The 18,147-nt window shown below is 37.2% G+C and carries 17 protein-coding genes and 1 pseudogene; 11 read left to right on the forward strand and 7 right to left on the reverse strand.

Going from position 1 to position 18,147, the window contains the following annotated elements:
• The first annotated feature begins 484 nt into the window (after positions 1–484).
• Genes G602_RS28560 through G602_RS0104320 form a run of 10 tightly spaced genes read left to right on the forward strand, consistent with a single transcriptional unit; the run spans position 485 to position 10,643 of the window.
• Positions 485–2,269, forward strand: a complete 1,785-nt coding sequence (locus G602_RS28560) for a glycosyltransferase (protein ID WP_256374966.1) — start codon at positions 485–487, stop codon at positions 2,267–2,269.
• The gene (locus G602_RS28565) at positions 2,253–3,209 is read left to right on the forward strand and encodes a glycosyltransferase (RefSeq protein WP_049945047.1); all 957 of its coding nucleotides are present in this window, start codon (positions 2,253–2,255) and stop codon (positions 3,207–3,209) included. Before G602_RS28560 ends, G602_RS28565 begins: the two co-directional genes overlap by 17 nt.
• 44 nt (positions 3,210–3,253) lie before the next feature.
• Positions 3,254–3,751 carry a GNAT family N-acetyltransferase gene (locus G602_RS0104285; protein WP_026657844.1) on the forward strand — a complete coding sequence of 166 codons (498 nt, stop codon included), beginning with the start codon at positions 3,254–3,256 and terminating at the stop codon, positions 3,749–3,751.
• Positions 3,751–4,890, forward strand: a complete 1,140-nt coding sequence (locus G602_RS0104290) for a DegT/DnrJ/EryC1/StrS family aminotransferase (RefSeq protein ID WP_026657845.1) — start codon at positions 3,751–3,753, stop codon at positions 4,888–4,890. Before G602_RS0104285 ends, G602_RS0104290 begins: the two co-directional genes overlap by 1 nt.
• Positions 4,891–4,904: 14 nt before the next feature.
• A complete protein-coding gene (locus tag G602_RS0104295; RefSeq protein WP_026657847.1) occupies positions 4,905–6,656 on the forward strand; it encodes an ABC transporter ATP-binding protein in 1,752 nt (583 codons plus the stop codon).
• Positions 6,657–6,681: 25 nt separating this feature from the next.
• Positions 6,682–7,797, forward strand: a complete 1,116-nt coding sequence (locus G602_RS0104300; protein WP_026657848.1) for an acyltransferase family protein — start codon at positions 6,682–6,684, stop codon at positions 7,795–7,797.
• Positions 7,794–8,036, forward strand: a complete 243-nt coding sequence (locus tag G602_RS25145; protein ID WP_044931026.1) for an acyl carrier protein — start codon at positions 7,794–7,796, stop codon at positions 8,034–8,036. Before G602_RS0104300 ends, G602_RS25145 begins: the two co-directional genes overlap by 4 nt.
• 18 nt (positions 8,037–8,054) lie before the next feature.
• A complete protein-coding gene (locus tag G602_RS0104310) occupies positions 8,055–9,461 on the forward strand; it encodes a class I adenylate-forming enzyme family protein (RefSeq protein WP_196808587.1) in 1,407 nt (468 codons plus the stop codon).
• 16 nt (positions 9,462–9,477) lie between these two features.
• Entirely contained in the window at positions 9,478–10,233 is a 756-nt protein-coding gene (locus tag G602_RS0104315; RefSeq protein ID WP_026657850.1) for a glycosyltransferase family 32 protein, read from the forward strand.
• Between the two features lie 26 nt (positions 10,234–10,259).
• Positions 10,260–10,643 carry a hypothetical protein gene (locus G602_RS0104320; protein ID WP_155829684.1) on the forward strand — a complete coding sequence of 128 codons (384 nt, stop codon included), beginning with the start codon at positions 10,260–10,262 and terminating at the stop codon, positions 10,641–10,643.
• 94 nt (positions 10,644–10,737) lie between these two features.
• Here G602_RS0104320 and G602_RS25150 read toward each other — a convergent pair whose 3' ends face one another.
• The 7 genes and pseudogenes from G602_RS25150 to istA form a co-directional block, all read right to left on the reverse strand.
• The gene (locus tag G602_RS25150) at positions 10,738–11,175 is read right to left on the reverse strand and encodes a hypothetical protein (RefSeq protein WP_049945048.1); all 438 of its coding nucleotides are present in this window, start codon (positions 11,173–11,175) and stop codon (positions 10,738–10,740) included.
• Positions 11,168–11,437, reverse strand: a pseudogene (locus G602_RS31985) (ATP-binding protein); the annotation flags it as partial. The gene G602_RS25150 and the pseudogene G602_RS31985, both read right to left, overlap by 8 nt.
• 104 nt (positions 11,438–11,541) lie before the next feature.
• Positions 11,542–12,540: a tyrosine-type recombinase/integrase gene (locus G602_RS0104330; protein WP_026657852.1), complete on the reverse strand. Its 999-nt coding sequence runs from the start codon at positions 12,538–12,540 to the stop codon at positions 11,542–11,544.
• Positions 12,533–13,513: a tyrosine-type recombinase/integrase gene (locus G602_RS0104335; RefSeq protein ID WP_026657854.1), complete on the reverse strand. Its 981-nt coding sequence runs from the start codon at positions 13,511–13,513 to the stop codon at positions 12,533–12,535. Before G602_RS0104335 ends, G602_RS0104330 begins: the two co-directional genes overlap by 8 nt.
• Entirely contained in the window at positions 13,503–14,396 is an 894-nt protein-coding gene (locus G602_RS25155; protein ID WP_049945049.1) for a tyrosine-type recombinase/integrase, read from the reverse strand. The genes G602_RS0104335 and G602_RS25155 overlap by 11 nt, the downstream gene beginning before the upstream one ends.
• Before the next feature lie 142 nt (positions 14,397–14,538).
• Positions 14,539–15,039 carry an ATP-binding protein gene (locus tag G602_RS25160; protein WP_049945050.1) on the reverse strand — a complete coding sequence of 167 codons (501 nt, stop codon included), beginning with the start codon at positions 15,037–15,039 and terminating at the stop codon, positions 14,539–14,541.
• A complete protein-coding gene (istA, locus tag G602_RS0104350; RefSeq protein ID WP_155829687.1) occupies positions 15,032–16,570 on the reverse strand; it encodes an IS21 family transposase in 1,539 nt (512 codons plus the stop codon). Before istA ends, G602_RS25160 begins: the two co-directional genes overlap by 8 nt.
• Before the next feature lie 214 nt (positions 16,571–16,784).
• On the opposite strand from istA, the gene G602_RS0104355 reads away from it, so the two are divergent.
• Positions 16,785–17,978 carry a glucosyltransferase domain-containing protein gene (locus G602_RS0104355; RefSeq protein ID WP_081675832.1) on the forward strand — a complete coding sequence of 398 codons (1,194 nt, stop codon included), beginning with the start codon at positions 16,785–16,787 and terminating at the stop codon, positions 17,976–17,978.
• Positions 17,979–18,147 lie beyond the last annotated feature (169 nt).

Below are 18,147 nucleotides of genomic sequence, written 5' to 3' on the forward strand. Positions count from 1 at the left end.
GAGCAGGGTTCCGGATGGTAACCCATTAACAGTAGGGGGAATCTCCTACAAAAACTACCAACATATGTCTTTGATGGATTGCGTCCACCGTTTGCCGGTACCATTCAAGACATAATAGGTCAGTTAGTAAGTACCAAAGACAAACAAGAGCTGTAGCTGGCGGGAGTTCTCTCCATAGGGCATAGACCCTGTTTGAAAGCTTTGCTGGCACTTGGTGTATGAATAGGTGGGACGAAGGAAGTTGGGACACGATCCCTTTAGACACGGAAGGTTCACCATCATAGTTGATCAAAGGGAAAATAGCCTTTATAGAGCAAACAAAGGGATGCTTTATTAGTGCTACCTTCAATCAGCTATTCAGTATATGATATATGACTATTCATCACCTCTGGCTCCTGTTAAAGAGGTATATCAACAAACAAAAAGCTCATAAATACTGAAATTTGAGCTTGAAATTATAGGAAGGAATGATATTTATTTACATATAGATAAAAAGGCTAAATATGTAGATGAGGATGAAATATCATCATGGGTCAATAAATCAGATATTCGGTTTATTAAAAGGACAAATATTAACTGGGGCACTATTAGTATTGTTGAATGTGAGATAGCCCTTTTAAAAGAAGCGACTAAAAATAATTATTCCTATTTTCATTTAATATCCGGAGTGGATTTTCCAATAAAAAGTCAGGATAAGATACATCAATTCTTTGATGATGAAGACCGTGAATACATCTCATGGCATGTTAATGGTGAGCATAATGATTATTTTATGGATAAAATTCATTTTTATTATCCATTACTTAAGTTTGTTGGTAAGGGTGAATTTGATGGGCCTGGCAGAAAAAAGGCTTTTATGCGAAGTCTTGTAAGGCTGCAGTGGAGGCTTTTGGAATTACAAAAAAAGCTAAATATATACAGAACAAAAAAGTATAAGAATATAGAGTTCTATAAGGGTGATCAATGGTTTAGCATAACCCATGATTTTGCAGAATATATTATTAAAAATGAACGAAATATATTAAGAATGTATAATTTGTCCAACACCCCTGATGAAATGGTAATACCTACATTGGCGATGAATTCTATATTTCGAGAAAGAGCTGAAAACAATAGTTTAAGGCAGATAGACTGGCACCGAGGGACCCCCTATGAGTATACAGTAGATGATTATGAGGAACTTATAAATAATAATAATTTTTTTGCAAGAAAAATATCCTATGATAAAGAACCATTATTAGTGAATAACCTGATTAGGAATATTCATGGCTTAAATGATCAGAGAAATGAGCCGTTAGTAAGCATTATCGTCCCCTGTTACAATGTTGAAAAGTATATGGATGAATGTGTTGGTTCTCTATTAGCTCAAACATATAAAAATATTGAAATACTTCTTATTGATGATGGCTCTACTGATTCTACAGGAGAAATTGCCAGAGATTTTGCTAAAAGAAACAATAATGTGATTTATATTCATAGAGTGAACGGAGGACTTTCTGCGGCAAGAAATACTGGTCTTGACTTCGCTAAAGGAGAGTATGTCTCTTTTGTTGACTCTGATGATTGGGTGGAACCTGACTATACTAGAAAACTATTAGATGCAATAGAAAATGATTATTCAGACATGGCTGTCTGCGGATATATAAAAGAACAGACTGATACAGCGAGGGTTTCATTTGATGGTTGTAAAGTGATTTCTCCACATGAAGCCATGAAGGCGCTGGGAGATATTTATCCTAAGGAAAATGTTCTTTTGGTGATAGCCTGGAATAAGCTGTATAGAAAAGAGTTGTTTGAGGATTTGCGATTCAAAGAAGGTGTAATTCATGAGGATGAATTCATGAGCCACAGGGTAATTAGTAGAGCTGATTCTATATCAGTACTATCCGATTGTTTATACCATTATAGAATACGCGAAAATAGTATAACCGGTGGGAGCAGGATGCAGGACATTAAACATCTTGATATTATGGATGCTTTTGAGGATAGGCTTGAAACCGTGAGTAATATGATGTATGGTGACATCCGAATCCTTATGTTATATACCTTTTTTGAAGGTATTAAGCAGCTAATGGTAACTTTTACTGATGAAACTATCATTAAAAACGGACTTATGAATAAATTCAGAAAAAGAGTCCTTAGAATGTATTTTAAAAATTTTAAAGATCTTGATAATTATCAAAGGAAAGATTATTTAAAGCTTATTATTTTTCCAAATAAGTATAGAAATAGAGTGTTAGATTTAGTTAAAAATGAAGGAAACAGGTAAAAGATTGGTAAAGGCAAGTGTTGTTGTTGCGACATATAATCACGAAAAATATATTGCCAAAACGCTTGAAAGTATTGTGATGCAAGAGTGCACTTTTGATTATGAAGTGCTGGTCGGTGATGATGCTTCAAAGGATAAAACAGGTGCTATAGTTAATGAATATGCTCAGAAGTATCCTGATAAAATCAGAGCATTTCTCAGAAAGAAAAATCTAGGAGCTTTTCGGAATATCCATAATCTTGTAAAATCCGCAAAAGGTGAATATATTGCATTTGTTGAAGGTGATGACTATTGGCTTGATGATAGAAAGCTACAGAAGCAGATAGATTTTTTGGAGAATAACCCGGATTTTGCTGCGTGCTTTGGCAGATGTATAGTTGTTGATGAAAATGATGAAAGGCAAAAAGACTTTGAAAAATATATGCCTTTCTTTTCAAAAGAAGAATATACTTCGCAGGATTTAGAAGATTATTATTTGCCTGGGCAAACAGCCACGGCTGTGTATAGAACAGAGTCACTTCATAATTTAGAAAAGCTGGCAAAAAAAGATAAAAGAGTTATTCCAAGATGTCCGATGGTTGACATTTTTCTAGTGTTGGCAATTCTTTCCCAGGGAAGAATTAAAACCATGGATGAGGTACTTTCTGCATATAGGTATGTACTTAGAAAAGGGAGTGGCTCATGGTCTTCCAAACATGATGGTTTTAGTCTTATAAACGTGATTTTTTTCTTATATGGAATGAAAGAGCTGGAAAGAGTAGGAAAACTGCTGGGAATAAATATTTGCTACGATGAAAGAAGAAAATCAGAATTTGCTAAGGTTGCTATGTATAAAGGTCAGATGCCAATTATTGCAATTCAAATAATAAGATTTTTTATTTGGCTTTGGTATCAAAACAAAAAAGATTTTTATAGGTTTATTAGAGATAGACATAGGTGATTATATAGCTGAAAGTGAACTGCATTTGTCAGGAGGCTGTTTTTGTGGGAAGAGAAATTGATGTCATTGAAGTGAAAGAGGTAACTGAATTTATTGAGATTTTGAATGAGTTCAGGGACTATAAAACATTGACTTTTATGATTGATGAAGATACTAAAAAGAAATTTGCTAAAAAGCAGATTGATAATGGCCATGTGATTGTTGAAAGACATGATGGACTTCCGGTTGGCTTTATATGTATTTACTGTAATGATACTGAGAATAAAGTGGCATTTGTTACAGCGTTTGCTTTAAGTGATAAGCTAGGATTTGCTAAGGGACTGACTATGGCAAGAATCCTTAACAAAGCTTTTGAATTGGGAATTCAGGCTGGTATGGAGAAAGTAAAGCTGGAAGTGGATGATGAAAACCATAGAGCAAGGAAATTGTATGAGGCAATAGGTTTTAAGTATCTGCCTGAAAAGGGAGAGCACTCCTCCTTTATGATAATGGAGAAGGGGCCGTTTACTGAGTTTATGGCCAGCAAAATGAGGAATAGATAATGTATTTTGAGAAGTTTTCAGATGATAGAAAAGGGATATTTGTTACAAAGCCTACCCTACCGCCTCTTAAAGAGTATATTTCATATCTGGAGAGAATATGGGATAAGGATATTCTCACCAATATGGGACCATTACATGAGGAGTTTCGAGAGAAACTTTCAGATTTTTTTGGAGTCGATATTTGTCTTCCAAGTAGCAATGGGCATATGGCATTGGAATTGACAATTCAGGCTATGGAATTGAAGGGTGAGATAATAACTACGCCGTATACGTTCGCATCAACCACACATGCAATTGTAAGAAATGGCTGTACACCTGTTTTTTGTGATGTTAAAGAGTCTGATTGTACGATTGATTCGAATAAAATTGAGGAATTAATCACAGACCAAACTGTAGCGATTCTACCTGTTCATGTTTATGGTATGCCATGTAATGTTGACGAAATAGACAGAATTGCAAATAAATATGGATTGAAAGTTATATATGATGCCGCTCATGCATTTGGAGTGAAGATTGGAGGTAAGAGCATTGCATCTTTTGGAGATGCTTCAATGTTTTCTTTTCATGCAACCAAAGTGTTTAACACTATAGAAGGTGGTTGTGTAACAGTTAAGGATCCTCAAAATGCTGTAAGACTTTATCAGTTATGTAATTTTGGCATAATGGGTGAAGATGTTGTTTCAGCTGTAGGCGCGAATGCTAAGATGAATGAGTTTCAGGCAGCTATGGGGCTTTGCAATCTGGAACATTTTGAAGAAAATAGGCGAAAAAGAAAAAGTATATATGAGTTGTACAAGAAGGAACTTAATGAATTTGATGGTATAAGGATGCTTGATGCTTACCGGGATGATATAGAGAGGAACTATTCATATTGTGCGGTATTTTTTGATAGTGAAGTTCTTGGAGTTACACGAAATGAAATCTATGATTATTTAGTAAGTAACAATATTTATGTAAGAAAGTATTTTTATCCTATAACAAGTGATTTTGATTGCTACAAAAATGCAGGTTATAGAGGGGAAACTCCTATTTCAAGAAAACTCTCTAACCAGGTCCTGACACTTCCGATTTATCCGGAACTGGAAGAAGAAAAGATTTTTGATATTTGTGAATATTTAAAAGCGTTTATTAGAAGGTAGGAGAGATTTTTATTATGAGTTTTCCGTTAAAAAAGGAAAAACTGCATATTTTTGTTGATATATTTAGAACTCTTAGGTGGGCTCTTAGAGAACTTAAAAGCTTTAGAGTGAGACTTTACTTATATGTTATTATACTGGTTTTACAAGCTCTTTACGAGATATTTATTGCAAGCAGAGTGGGGAATATTATAGATTTAGCCCTTCTTGATAATATGAAAGAGCTCATTAAAACAGCAAGTATATTTATAAGTATGTATGCTTTTAATATTGTTATTTGTATCATAAGTAATAGGTTTGCTGCTCATAATTATAATGGTATGTATAACACCCTTGAATTAAAGGTATATAGGAAAATTATGGATTCTTCTTGGGAAGAATTGACTGAATATCATTCTGGGGATTTAATAACGAGATTGGCATCAGATATAAAAACTGTTGCTGGTAATACCAGTGGCCTTGTCCCTACGATGATAGCCAAGCTGACTATGATCATCTGTGCGGGGATTTATATTATAGCCCTTGATTATTCCATGATTTTGGTTGCAATTATTGTGGCTCCTATAGTGCTTATAGCTTCAAGATTATTAATGGGTAAAATATATAAGTCCCAGATAGAAATAAAAGAAATAGAGTCAAGAATTAATTCATATAATAAGGAGACTTTCAATAATATTCAAGCTGTTAAAGCCTTTAACCTAGGGAATTCATTTTATGATAAAATGGTCGCGTTTGAAGATTACAGGAGAAGTGTGGACTTAAGGTCAAATAAATACTCGATTATTTCATGGGGGATTTCCTTCTTTGCCGGACTTCTTGGTGCTGCAATTTGTATAGGCTGGATGTTCTACCGTGTACATCTTGGTGCGATATCTTTTGGAGCTCTTACAATATTGATTTTTTTGGCTTTTCAGGTAGGAGATGCAATGAAGGTTTTGCTAAATCTCATACCAACCATAATGGAATATATGGCTTCTGCTGATAGGGTGAAGAAAATTTTAAATCTAAATGATGAGGATGTTATCTCATCTGGTGAAAATATTCAGTCTTTTGCAGATGATGCTGAAAAGAATGGCGCATCAATAAAAATTGAAGATATGTTTTTTAAATACAGAAATGGATACGAAGTCTTTAAAGGTGCTTCTTTAGAAGCTAATCCAGGTGAGATAGTTGCACTGGTCGGGCCTTCCGGAGAAGGTAAGACTACCATGCTAAGAATTATTCTTGGAATCGTAAAGGCACAGAAGGGAATGGTCTTAGCATCTAATGGAATATCTTCACTCCCCTTGGGGAAGGAAACGAGACAGCTGATTTCATATGTTCCGCAAGGGAACACTATGATGGCTGGTAGTATCCTGGAGAATATGAAGTTGGTGAATCCTGATGCATTGGATGAAGATATTATAGATGCGCTCAAAACAGCATGCATTTATGAGTTTATAGAACAGCTTCCTGATAAGCTGCATCATATGCTGGGAGAGAATGGCTTAGGATTTTCTGAGGGACAAAATCAAAGGTTATCAATAGCAAGAGCACTTTTGAAAAAAGCACCGGTGATACTCTTGGATGAAGCAACTTCTGCACTGGATGTAGCTACTGAAAGACAGGTTCTTAACAATATTATGAAAAAGGATCCTAAGAAAACTGTAATACTTACAACTCATAGACCCACGGTCTTGTCGATGTGCGATAGAGTTTATAGAATAGCAGATAAGCGCGTTAACGTAATAGGTGATACTGATATTAAAAAACTTATGGATGAGTTTTAAATATATATAGAAAGAATATAAGGGAATGAAAACAAAGAAATTTGAAATTAAAAACACTTTAGGTATGTTTGATCTTCTTAAGGGTATCATTATGATTGCGGTGATGCTTTATCATACCTATGGATTATTTGACTTTATGGCTGTTTACAATTCTGTATATGATCTGGTAAGAGACAGAGGGGTGCTATTCCTTATAATATTTTTACTGTTAAAAGTATTTATGCAGGCAATAATGCCAGTATTGTTTATAATAAGCGGATATGGCTTTAGGAAAACAAGCTTAAAAAAGTGTTTGAACAAACAATTTAAAATATTATTGGTTCCATACCTGACGATTTGTGTTATGGCTTTTGTTGTAAATTTGATTGGGTTTTATGTTTTGTATGGAGGAATAAGGGCATCTATAAAAAGCTCTATACAAGTATTAATTATTTTTCTTTTGGGATTTCCAAAGGAAAGTGCTCTATTTGGAATTACTATTGATAGTAATGGAGTTGGCTGGTTTTTGCTTGCTTTGATGTTTGGAAATATTATTTTTAATCAATTGCTTAATCATTTTGAAGGAAAAAAACTACTGTATTCATCAGTAATATCTGCTTGCATTGGTTGGCTTTTGGGATTGGGAAATGCATTGCCATGGAGTATTTCACAAGGGTTTGTCGCAGCCTTTTTTCTCTATATAGGTTATACTGCAAAGAAAAAGAAACTGCTTACATCACCTGAAAGCATAAAGAATAGAAATAAGGTTGTGGGGCTAATTATTTTTGCAACCACTATTGTAGGTGCGATTGAGAATTTTAATATAGCTGACAGTAGCTATATATTTGGCCCTCTTTCTATATTTTTGTATGGTTTATATAGTCTTTTGGTTATATATTTCTTCTTGTGCTTTAACTGTTTAAAAGGTACAATTTCTATGTTTGTCAGAAAGGTAGGAAGATTATCCTTATATGTTTATTGTGCCCATACTATTGAGTTTAAGACTATAGGAAGCTATCTGCAGTACGGTTTTGCCAATAGTTGGAGGGGGAATCAATTTGTAAGAAGCATGATTATTTTTGGAGTAAGAGCAGTGGTTGTTCTTTCTACTGCATTTTTATATGCTCACATAAAAACGCTTATAGTAAGGAGGGAAAAATGAGTTCAGTGTTTTCAAAACTAGCCAATATTATAAGTGATATTGCAGATATTGATTTGAATGACATCAATGAGGACAGTTCATTCATGGATGATCTGGATTTATCATCATTAGAGATAATGTCAATAATTGCTAGAATTGAGAAAGAATTCTCAATCAAAGTCGAGGAAAAAGAGTTACTTTCAGTTGCTATTGTTGATGATGCAGTAAAAATAATTGCAGCCAAGCAAAAAGAGCTTTAAATGAGAGAGGAGAAAATTATGTTTAAATATTTGGAGTCATTGGAAAAGTATAGCAATGAGTGTGCATTTAGATTTTTGGATGGTGAGAATTCATACAATATCAGTTTTGAGAAATATCTTAGTGATATAAAGAAATGTGCATATCAGTTAGAGAGTATTATGGGAAATGTGGAAGGAAGACACATTGCTCTTATTGGTGGTAACAGCTATGAGTACGTTGTAATTATGGCTGCTCTTATGTTTAGCAGAGCTGTATTCGTTCCTCTTAATTTCCGTGAAACAGAAGAAAACCTTACATTTGCTGTAAAAAATGCAGAGGTTGAATACTTGATTGCAGATTCTTCAAAGTCATATGATTTTGGAACAGAAATAAAATATCTTGGTTTTGATGACGTTCTTTGTGGTACAGAAGAAAAAGAGCTGAATGATTTTACAGAGGATGAGGCAGATAAGCTCTTTATGATTGTTTACACTTCCGGAACAACGAGCCTTTCTAAAGGCGTAGCGCTTTCTGTTGGCAATATTTTCAAGGAAGAAAAAATAGCTCTGCCGGAAGGGTATTCCCATGGATATAAGGCTGTACCTGGATTTAAAATATATACTAATTTTCCTTTTTATCATATAGGTGGAATATTAGCGTGGATTACTTGGTCTGAACATGGATGTACTATGATGCAGAGTGTTAATCCGCAGAATATTCTGTCAGATCTTGAGAATGAGTCTATCGATTATACCTGTGTGCTTCCGGCTACAATAAAGTTATGGCTTAAGGCCATAAGAAGAGGTCATCTTGAAAAACTTGGAGGCGCCAAAATTGTCTCTACTGCAGGAGCACCTGTCAGCGTAGAAGATGTAAAAGAAATTCAGTCACATGGAATGCTGTTTGGACAGTATTATGGTATGACAGAGACCGGTGGAAATGCAACATTTAACTTTGATATGGAAAAACATATTGCTTCCGCAGGGCGTCCTTATGATGATGCAGAGATAAAAATCATTGATGGTGAGATCTGCATCAAGTATTGGGGCAACATGATGGGCTATTACAAAAATGAGGAAGATACAAAGGAAACTCTAAAGGACGGTCTTATTTATACAGGTGATTTAGGATATCTTGATGATGAGGGATATTTGTATATAACTGGTAGAAAGAAAAATCTTATTATTCTTTCAGGCGGAGAGAATATAAGTCCGGAAGAACTTGAAAACCTTTTATATAAGAATATAAATGTTAAGGAATGCAAGGTTTTTGAAAATAATGACAGAATCAATGCTGCTATATATGCGGAAGAATCTGCAAGGGACGAGATTAAGGAGTATGTTTCAGAACTTAATAAGACATTGCCTATTTATAAAAGAATATATGGAATTGAATTCCAAGACGAAGCCTTTGAGAAAACTGCAAGTGGCAAGATGAAGAGATAAATTGTGTAGTAAGCAAATGATTCCTCATATAATTCATTATTTCTGGTTTGGGAATGCTCCCAAACCAGATTCAGTAAAAAAGTGCATAGCAAGTTGGAGAAAATTTTGCCCTGATTTCGAAATAAAAGAGTGGAATGAATCTAATTATGATATTCATAAGCATCCATATATGGCAAAGGCCTACGAAGAAAAAAAGTGGGCCTTTGTTTCTGATTATGCAAGATTAGATATTCTATATAATCTAGGAGGAATCTACCTGGATACAGATGTCGAGCTTGTAAAGGATTATTCTTCTTTATGTAAATTTAAAGCCTTTTTTGGGTTTGAAAGAATTGACTTGGTTAATGATGGACAGGGATTTGGGTGTTCTCCAGGATTGCCCATATTTAAGGAAATGCTGGATGCCTATGATAGCGATGAAGCATATGAATTTTGGGGGGGAGAAATGCATAATACAGAGAGCCCAAAGCTCCGTACACTTGTATTGAAAAGACATGGTCTTATATGTGATGGATCAAGACAAAGCGTTGATTGCGTTGAAATTTTCCCAATAGATTATTTTTGTCCTTTGAATTATGCTACAGGAAGGTTGAATATTACTGAAAATACATACAGTATTCACCATTTTGATGGGAGCTGGCATGGTGGGAATAATAGCATTTATATAAACATAATGCATCTTTTCTGCCGGTTATTGGGAGAAAAGCGTGGGATGGTTGTATATCAAAATCTCATGATGAAAAAAGATGTAATTAAAGCTTATTTTTCTTAATGCTAAAAGATATGGTCATGCTGTTTATGAATTTAAATACATTAAAGAGTAGATTTTTAGATATTAAAATAGAAAAAATTATAAAAATTATTTTTGTAAATTGGCTTATTGCAGTTTTGTGTTACTTGCCTATAATCTCAAACAGTTATACCAATTCATTGGATGGTTTGTGGCAATCCTCAGATTTTTCCCCGGGCAATTGGGAACTCTCATTAGGTAGGTGGGGATGGTATTTGCTGGATAAAGCTAGAGGCAGGTATGCTGCTGAGCCTTTTAATTCATTTCTTTCATTGATGTTTTTAGCAATGGGAGCATGCTTTTTGATTCTTGTTTTTGGCAGGATAACCATAAAGCATTTTTTATATACTGTTTTTTGCAAGAGCTTTTTGGAAAAAGTTGCAAAGTATTAATGGACAAACTTGCATGTCCATTTTGGACAAAGTTGCAAGGGGTTCCCGGCACCATTTAGGTACCAGGAAATCCATTGCAGGCTTGTTGCTTTTATCAGAGGTAAGTAATGGAGGTCTTATCTGTTCCCTTGCTTAACCTGCTCATTAAACTGGCGCGTTTCTTGTTGTCAAATGGATCCTTTCCATTACAACAGCGCTTTACATAATAGTTGTATGCATCAAAGTCTTCATAGACATTCAGGTAGATGTTATCAAAGATGTCCTGCTGAAGGCCATCCGCCCATCTTTCAGGCAGATGCTTTATCAGAGCCTGCCGCCATCTGACTACCTCTGCACGAAGCTCATTTATCTCATCAACCATTGCGTCTGTGAGCTTCAGAAAATCGTTTATATCAGAGCATACAGAACAGTAATCGGGGTAATCTCCGGGCACATGTTCTTCGCTCTCTGGTATTGCAGCATTGCTGCTCATATAGCTTACGTCATCAAACGGAAGCTCCGGTACATTGAAAACTGCATCATTGTTATCCATTTGCAACCTCCTGATCGTTACTGGCTGACATGCCTACGTTAATGCTTGATTCCCTCAGACGGTTATTGCCGCCAGGAAAGAGTATGAGCTCAACATGATGTGTGAGCCTGCCTATAAGGGCTGTAGTCATGCGTTTGTCGTAGAGTACGTTTACCCACTGGGAGAACTCAAGGTTAGTATTAAGAATGACTTCCTTCTGCTCATGTATTTCTGAGAGATAATCGAAAAGAAGCTGGGATCCGGTCCTGTCGTAAGGGACATATCCAAACTCGTCTTATGGGAAGTAAACTGTTATGGGAAGTAAGCGAAAGATTAATGCCATTATCAATAATCGAGCGGATAACTACTTCCCATAACAACGAGAGGTCAAATGTTATCTTTAAGCCAGTTGAGCAGATCATTCATCTGCTTTTGATCGTAATCCGGATGATCAATAATTCCAATTGATGCCGCTTGAATGTATTTTCGCTTGAGTTCGGGATTTGCCTTTGCATAGATTTCTGTAGTAGTAACTGATGAATGACCAAGCAGATCCCGTATATATACAAGGTTAACACCATTTTCAAGTAAATGCATGGCCCGACTGTGTCGAATGCAATGAGGTGAAATCTTTGTCGGAAAGAGAGTTGGATCTTCAGATTTGGCTTTTTCAAAATGTTTCTGAAGCATATAGTCCACACCTTTTCGTGTCAATGGCTTTGACTGAGAGTTTGTAAACAAATAGTCATCAGATTTTTTCTTGTAGGCAATTATGTATCTGCTCATCTGTTTGGCAACAGTTGCATCTATTGGAACGATTCGGGTCTTTCCCCCTTTTCCGTGCAATACTACTGTAGCCGGCTGGTCAAGCCTGACCTCGAACACTTTTATGGCGATAAGTTCCGAAACACGAGCTCCGCTTTCATACAGCATAGCAATTACACAGTAATCACGCAGATCATGAATATTTTCCAGATTGAAGCAGGAAAACAATAGCTCTATTGCTGCAATGGTCAAATAGTTCATCGGAGCAGAGGCTGTCTTCTTAGCCTTTATTTCCAGAATAGAATTGCAGCGATTCAGATACTGAGGAGCCCTATAGCTAACATACTTGAAATAGGATTTCAGACCGGCAAGTCTGTTGTTACGAGTAGAAACTGAAAGTCCCTTTGTGTTCTCAAGCCAGTCAAGGAATCCATTGACCATATTAAAGTCAAATGTCTCCATTTGAACATGGTTTGAAGGGATATTGTGGGTTTCATTCAGATACTCAAGGATTTCAGCAAATGTATCGCGGTAATTTTTCCTGGTATTGATGCTGCAGCCCCTCTCAACTGAGAGATACTTTAAAAAGAAGTCTTCGAGAAGAATCGAGAAGTCATTCATTGTGATCACCCTTTCCTTTCTCGTAAATATGATGGCAGGCACTGGATATTTCCAAGAAGTGGTCTGCTGTTAATCGAAGATATTTTTCAGTGCTTTCAATGCCTTTGTGACCCATGTAAGTGGACAAATACGGTAGGGCACAGAACGGGTCTGCACCACTACGTACCATTTTGTCCAGGCAATGGCAGGCATATGTGTGACGAATATCATGCAGTCTTGGTCCAGTATTATCCGGTTTCCGCTGGATTTTAGCTAATGGCAAAAGCACATTCTGAAAAGTATGACCGACTGCAACCCGATTGCGCGCGCCGCCCTGTGGAGACTCAAAGAAATATGAATCATTAGGTGCAAGAGCCGCGTCCTGGTATTTTATCAGCCAACCGCGTATGTATTCATTAAACGGTACAAGACGGGAAACATTTCCTTTGCTGTTTTGAACAATCAGGATGTTGTTGGCAAAGTCCACATCTTCAAGCTTAAGATGAAGAGCTTCGCTGATACGTATTCCAGTACAATACAGCAACCTGATCAATGTCTGGAAGAATATTTTGTAGTGTGGGTTATTCGGTGTGCTGACGATCTGATCTGTAGCAGTAAAGATCCTGAGGATTTCACCGGATGAAAAAATATATGGAACGAAATCGGTGGCAACCTTAGTATGCTTCTCTGGGTATATATATATGGATTCGTATCCCACATTTCTAAGATAAAGAGCGAATTGACGGATACGACATTCATATGCATGTACTGTAGCAGGTGCTAGAACTGGATTTTGATGCACATACTCATATGCCATTTGTTCAGTGAGTATTACTTCATTTGGTTCATATTTGTTAAGGAATCCATTCAGTGTGTGCAGCGCCAGCGTCTCTCTGTATTCAATGTTGCATCCGAGAGCGGTCTTGTATGTAATGTAGCCTTCAAAGGCTTCTTTGTAGACACCGCTGAATGACAGATTTTTCTTAGTTCTCATGCGGCACCTCCAGACAGCAATCGCGAAGGGATTCAACGTCAATGGACAGATACTTTGAGGTTGTGTTGAGGTCCTTATGCCCAAGAATACCCGTGATTACAGGCATCGGTGCATTTTCTCTCAACAGATTTGATGCTAGGGAATGACGCATCGCATGTGGCCCATGCTTCCTGTTTCCGATGGATATATTAGCTTTTCTGAAGTAGTGATTGATCACCACGTACAGAAATGATGCACTGTACGCAGTGCCGCTCTCTTCGCGGATGAATACATATTTTTCGTCTGAAGTTGGACGGTAGTTTCGTATATAATCAATGAGAAGTATCTTGAGATTTTTAGGTAACGGCACAGAAACAGGAAGCTTCGTTTTCTGCTGAATCTTGCAGATGAGATCTTTGTCCCAGAATATCTCTTCAAATCGAAGATGAAGAATATCGCTAGCCCTAAGACCGGTTTGGGCGGCAAGTAAAACCATACATTTGTCACGCACGCCGTTCTTCGCTGAAATGTCGATGCAGTTAATAAGGCTGCGCACTTCATTAGTCTCATAATAGGACAGAATTCTGTCTCTCTTGTTAGTAAAAATAACAGGGAAGACTGTTCTTCCGGAAAGAGATGTGACGTTGTTGTCATGCATTACATCGAAGAACTCGCGTATGTTGAACTGGAAACCGCTGATTGTCTGCGATGAATATTCCAGCGAAGCAATGAACTCATATACGACATTGACATCAAACTCAGCAAGAGTATGGATATTTCGTGAATCGAGATATCTCAAGAATAAAAGTGCTTGATGTTCCTTGTTGTATAGGGTTCTGACAGATAGATTCGGATCTTGTGCAGCAATAAAAAGATTGAGATAAGATTGTAATTGTGAATTCATAAGCAAACCTCCTTTGAAAAAATATAATCATAAGGAGATTGTTATGAGAAGTAAAAATAAAAAAGACCTTGGAAATCCAAGGACAACGCAGTCAACTTCCTATAACATTTTACTTCCCATAAGACGAGTTATGAGAAGCTTCTCATAACTCATCCAGAATGATTATCTGGGCCGTATTGAGTTTCCTTTTAAGGGCTGTAAGCGTGCCATTCTGATGACTTTCCGTGAAAAGATTTATCAGTCCGGCAGTACGGTAGAATCTTACAGGGATCCCCTCTTTACAGGCCTGTATCCCGACCAGTATGGAGAGCATTGTCTTACCTGTTCCGGTTCCGCCATACATGATGATGTTCTTGCCCTGTCTGTGGAAATCAAGTCCCATCAGACTTTCAAAGGAAACACCATCCGGGAAGTCGACTTCATCTGTCCGGAACTGCTCCGGTGCATATCTCTTTGGAAAGCCGGCACTGTTCTGGAGCTTGATGATCCTTGTTTTTCTCCGGTACTCTATTTCGTTTTCAAGAAGTTTGCAAAGGTATTCCTGGTTCGTTTTTCCTTTCTGGGACATTGCCCTGTCAGCAAGGTTTGAAGATAACCTCAGCTGTTTGCAGCATGCGGCAATCCTTTCGGTATAGTCAGCCATTCATGGTACCTCCCTTCTTTAGCGCAGCATCCATCTTTTTGAGATCGATGGTATTGAAGGGAATGATCTTGCCATCCGGGATTGTCTGTATATCATCCAGCGGTGGGAGCACAGGCACATCGGAATACAGACGGTTATAAAGGCTCTTAAGGCTGTCCGGGTCAGTGCTGTTCATGGCAATGGCTTCATTAACTGTCCTGAGTGCACTGTCGAAACCGGTGCGGTCAGTGAGTTCTGAAAGCACCTTCAGGATTCTGCCACGTTCACTGTTTTCACAGCTGTCCATGAACAGCTGCATGCTCTGCGGCATCATATCGTAAATACCGCTGTTCCTTAAGGAACGTGGTTTACGGGCTATATATTTCAGGTATGGCAGCCAATCCATACTTGTCTGTTTATAGTCACCATACAGGCGCTTATGGGTCACGATCTCTTTCATGTGACTGTCCATGATGGTAACTGTCATGGAAGTGAGCTTTACATTGACTTCACATTCGCTATAGGTGGGGGACACGGAATAGGTGTGCCTGCCATCTGCCAGCTTTATCTGGCCGTATTTATTTGTTCTTGCCGTAATGTATGCCGCTGTATCAAAAGCGGCTTCAGGAAGAGGCAGAAACGCAGCTTTGTCATCCCTGAAGAGATCACTTATGAACAGATCATCATGTTCATAATGCTCACGCTCCATATCCCGGTCACAGGCAAAGAGCAGTTCCTTGTTGAATTCAGTGAGTGATTTGAATTCAGGCACAGGCACGAGTTCGTTGCGACGGAGGTACCCGACTTTATTCTCAACGTTCCCTTTTTCCCAGCCTGATTCCGGATTCATGAAGACCGGTCTGAAGCGATAATGGGATGCAAACCGCTGGAAGCGTTCAGTGACTTTACGGCCACCGCCTTTAATGATATCGGTCACGATGGTTCTGGTATTGTCGAACCATATCTCTGTCGGAACGCCGCCCACATGCTCAAAGATGGCGACCAGTCCTTCGAGAAGGCATTCCATGTTTTCTCCATAATTGAGCTGAAGGTAGCCACCATTGCTATGGGGATAACTGACAACAAGATACTTGCCTTCGTGGTAGAAGCCATTCTCCTTGAAGTCTGCCTTGCCAAAATCAGCCTGGCCTTCCCCGGGGTGGTGCTCTAAAGGAATGTAGCCATCATCCTTTTTCTGCCGGATGAGTTCTTTCTTTTTGAGAGACACATAGCTTGCAACAAGACGGTAACTACAGTCAAAACCTTCGACCTCGTTTTTCAGCCGACGGTATACTCTTTTGGCTGTATGACGCTGCTTACGAGGCGCCTTCTTATCAGCAATCAGCCAGCTGTCGATGATTGGTTTATAGGGATTCAGCTTTGACTCCCTTTCCTGATCAGATGCAGGCTCAGGTGGCGGGCTGCTGAAGTCCTCCATGTCAATGTACTTGGTAACCGTTTTCCGGTTAAGGTTGGTGATTTCCGCTATCTGGGATATGTTTGTTATTCCCTGCTCATAATAGAGCTCGCGGATGTGGCGTATCTGATCCATGTTCAGCATACTCCTTTCCTCCTTGTCTTTGATTTTCATGACAAGGATAAAATACAGGGGTTATGCCTGCAATGAATCCACCATGATGATCTATGTGGTATTCAGGATGCAATGATGCAACTTTGTCCAAAATGGACATGCAACATTGTCCGTTTTTGTTTTGCAACTTTGTATATTTTAATTATGCAATAAACATTTATATACTTTACTCATTATGCTAAGCACTACTGCGTGTTGTTTTTTGTCTTATAGATTTAATGCTCCAGCATTTGGCTTTTCAATATTATTACCTATTTCTGCTGCATGGTTATTAACTAAAGATTTTGAGAAAAGAAATGAAAGAATAATCAGCAATGTTATTTCTATAATATTTTTGGCAATTGGTCTTGGAGCATATCAACCGAGTTTTGGCTGCTTCTTTGTAATAGTTATTTTTATGTTCATGCAATTTCTCGTAAATGGAGATGAGAAAAAAGGATACTCCCTCTTTTGTAGATGTTTTTTATCAGCTTGTTCAGCTTGTATAATCTATAAAATTATTTGGGATATTGTCCTTAAATTTAGAGGAATAAGTGCGGCAGATTATAACGGCGCAAATTCAATTTCTGTCATAAAAATATTGATGAATATACCTGTAGGTATTATTAGAGCATATTATGCATGGTTTGAATATTTCTTATTGTACAATGGCAATTATGTTTTTAAAATCGCTAGAATTACATTGTATTTTTTTCTAATAGCTATAGTAATTATAGTTGGAGTAAGGAAATTAGTAAAAAAACCCAAAATTTTATTTCTATATTTGCTTGCTTATGCATGTGTTCCTGTAGGAGCGAATATTGCATTTATTTTGGCACCAGGCAATTATGGATTAATGTGGCAGATGACAGGCGCTCTATCTATAATAACTACAGTGAAGCTGTGTTTTCTTGATAATCATGTTAGCTATTCTAAAGTGATAACAGTTATTTCAGCCATTTTTCTTTACGGAAATATTTTGGCAGTCGGTACGGATATAGATGCGATGGTACAAGGTAATAATTCTATGAGAACTGTTATGAGTAATGTAGTTACATCTATGATAAAAGAAGATGTGTTTAATACAGAGTTTCAGTATGCATTTATTGGGGATATTTCTGGCAATGAATTATTTTCCAAAAATAGTTTATGGGATTCTGCGAGCGATTATGCAAAGGCAGGAAAATTATGGGTTAAACCGGATTGTATGATAAATAGCTATATTGGATTGTTGGATGATATGGGACTTAACCTAAATATTGTAGATATAGCTACATATGAGGAAATATTGAGGGATGATCATTTTGCTAATATGCCTGTTTATCCTCAGAATGGTTCCATAATAGAGAGAAATGGTGTCGTGGTAGTTAAAGTGTCAAATAATTATTAAAAAAATGACATGATAGATCATCAAGATAATTATTTATTTTGATGATGGTCGGAATTGAATGTTTTTGTAGTCTATTTATTAGAAATATTTAGATTTTACTAGACTGAAAATAAGTGTCATAGTATAATTTTACAATGTATGACAAAATACCTATGTGGGGGTAATAATA

Source organism: Butyrivibrio sp. AC2005 (assembly GCF_000424145.1).
In the GTDB taxonomy this organism is placed as follows: domain Bacteria; phylum Bacillota; class Clostridia; order Lachnospirales; family Lachnospiraceae; genus Butyrivibrio.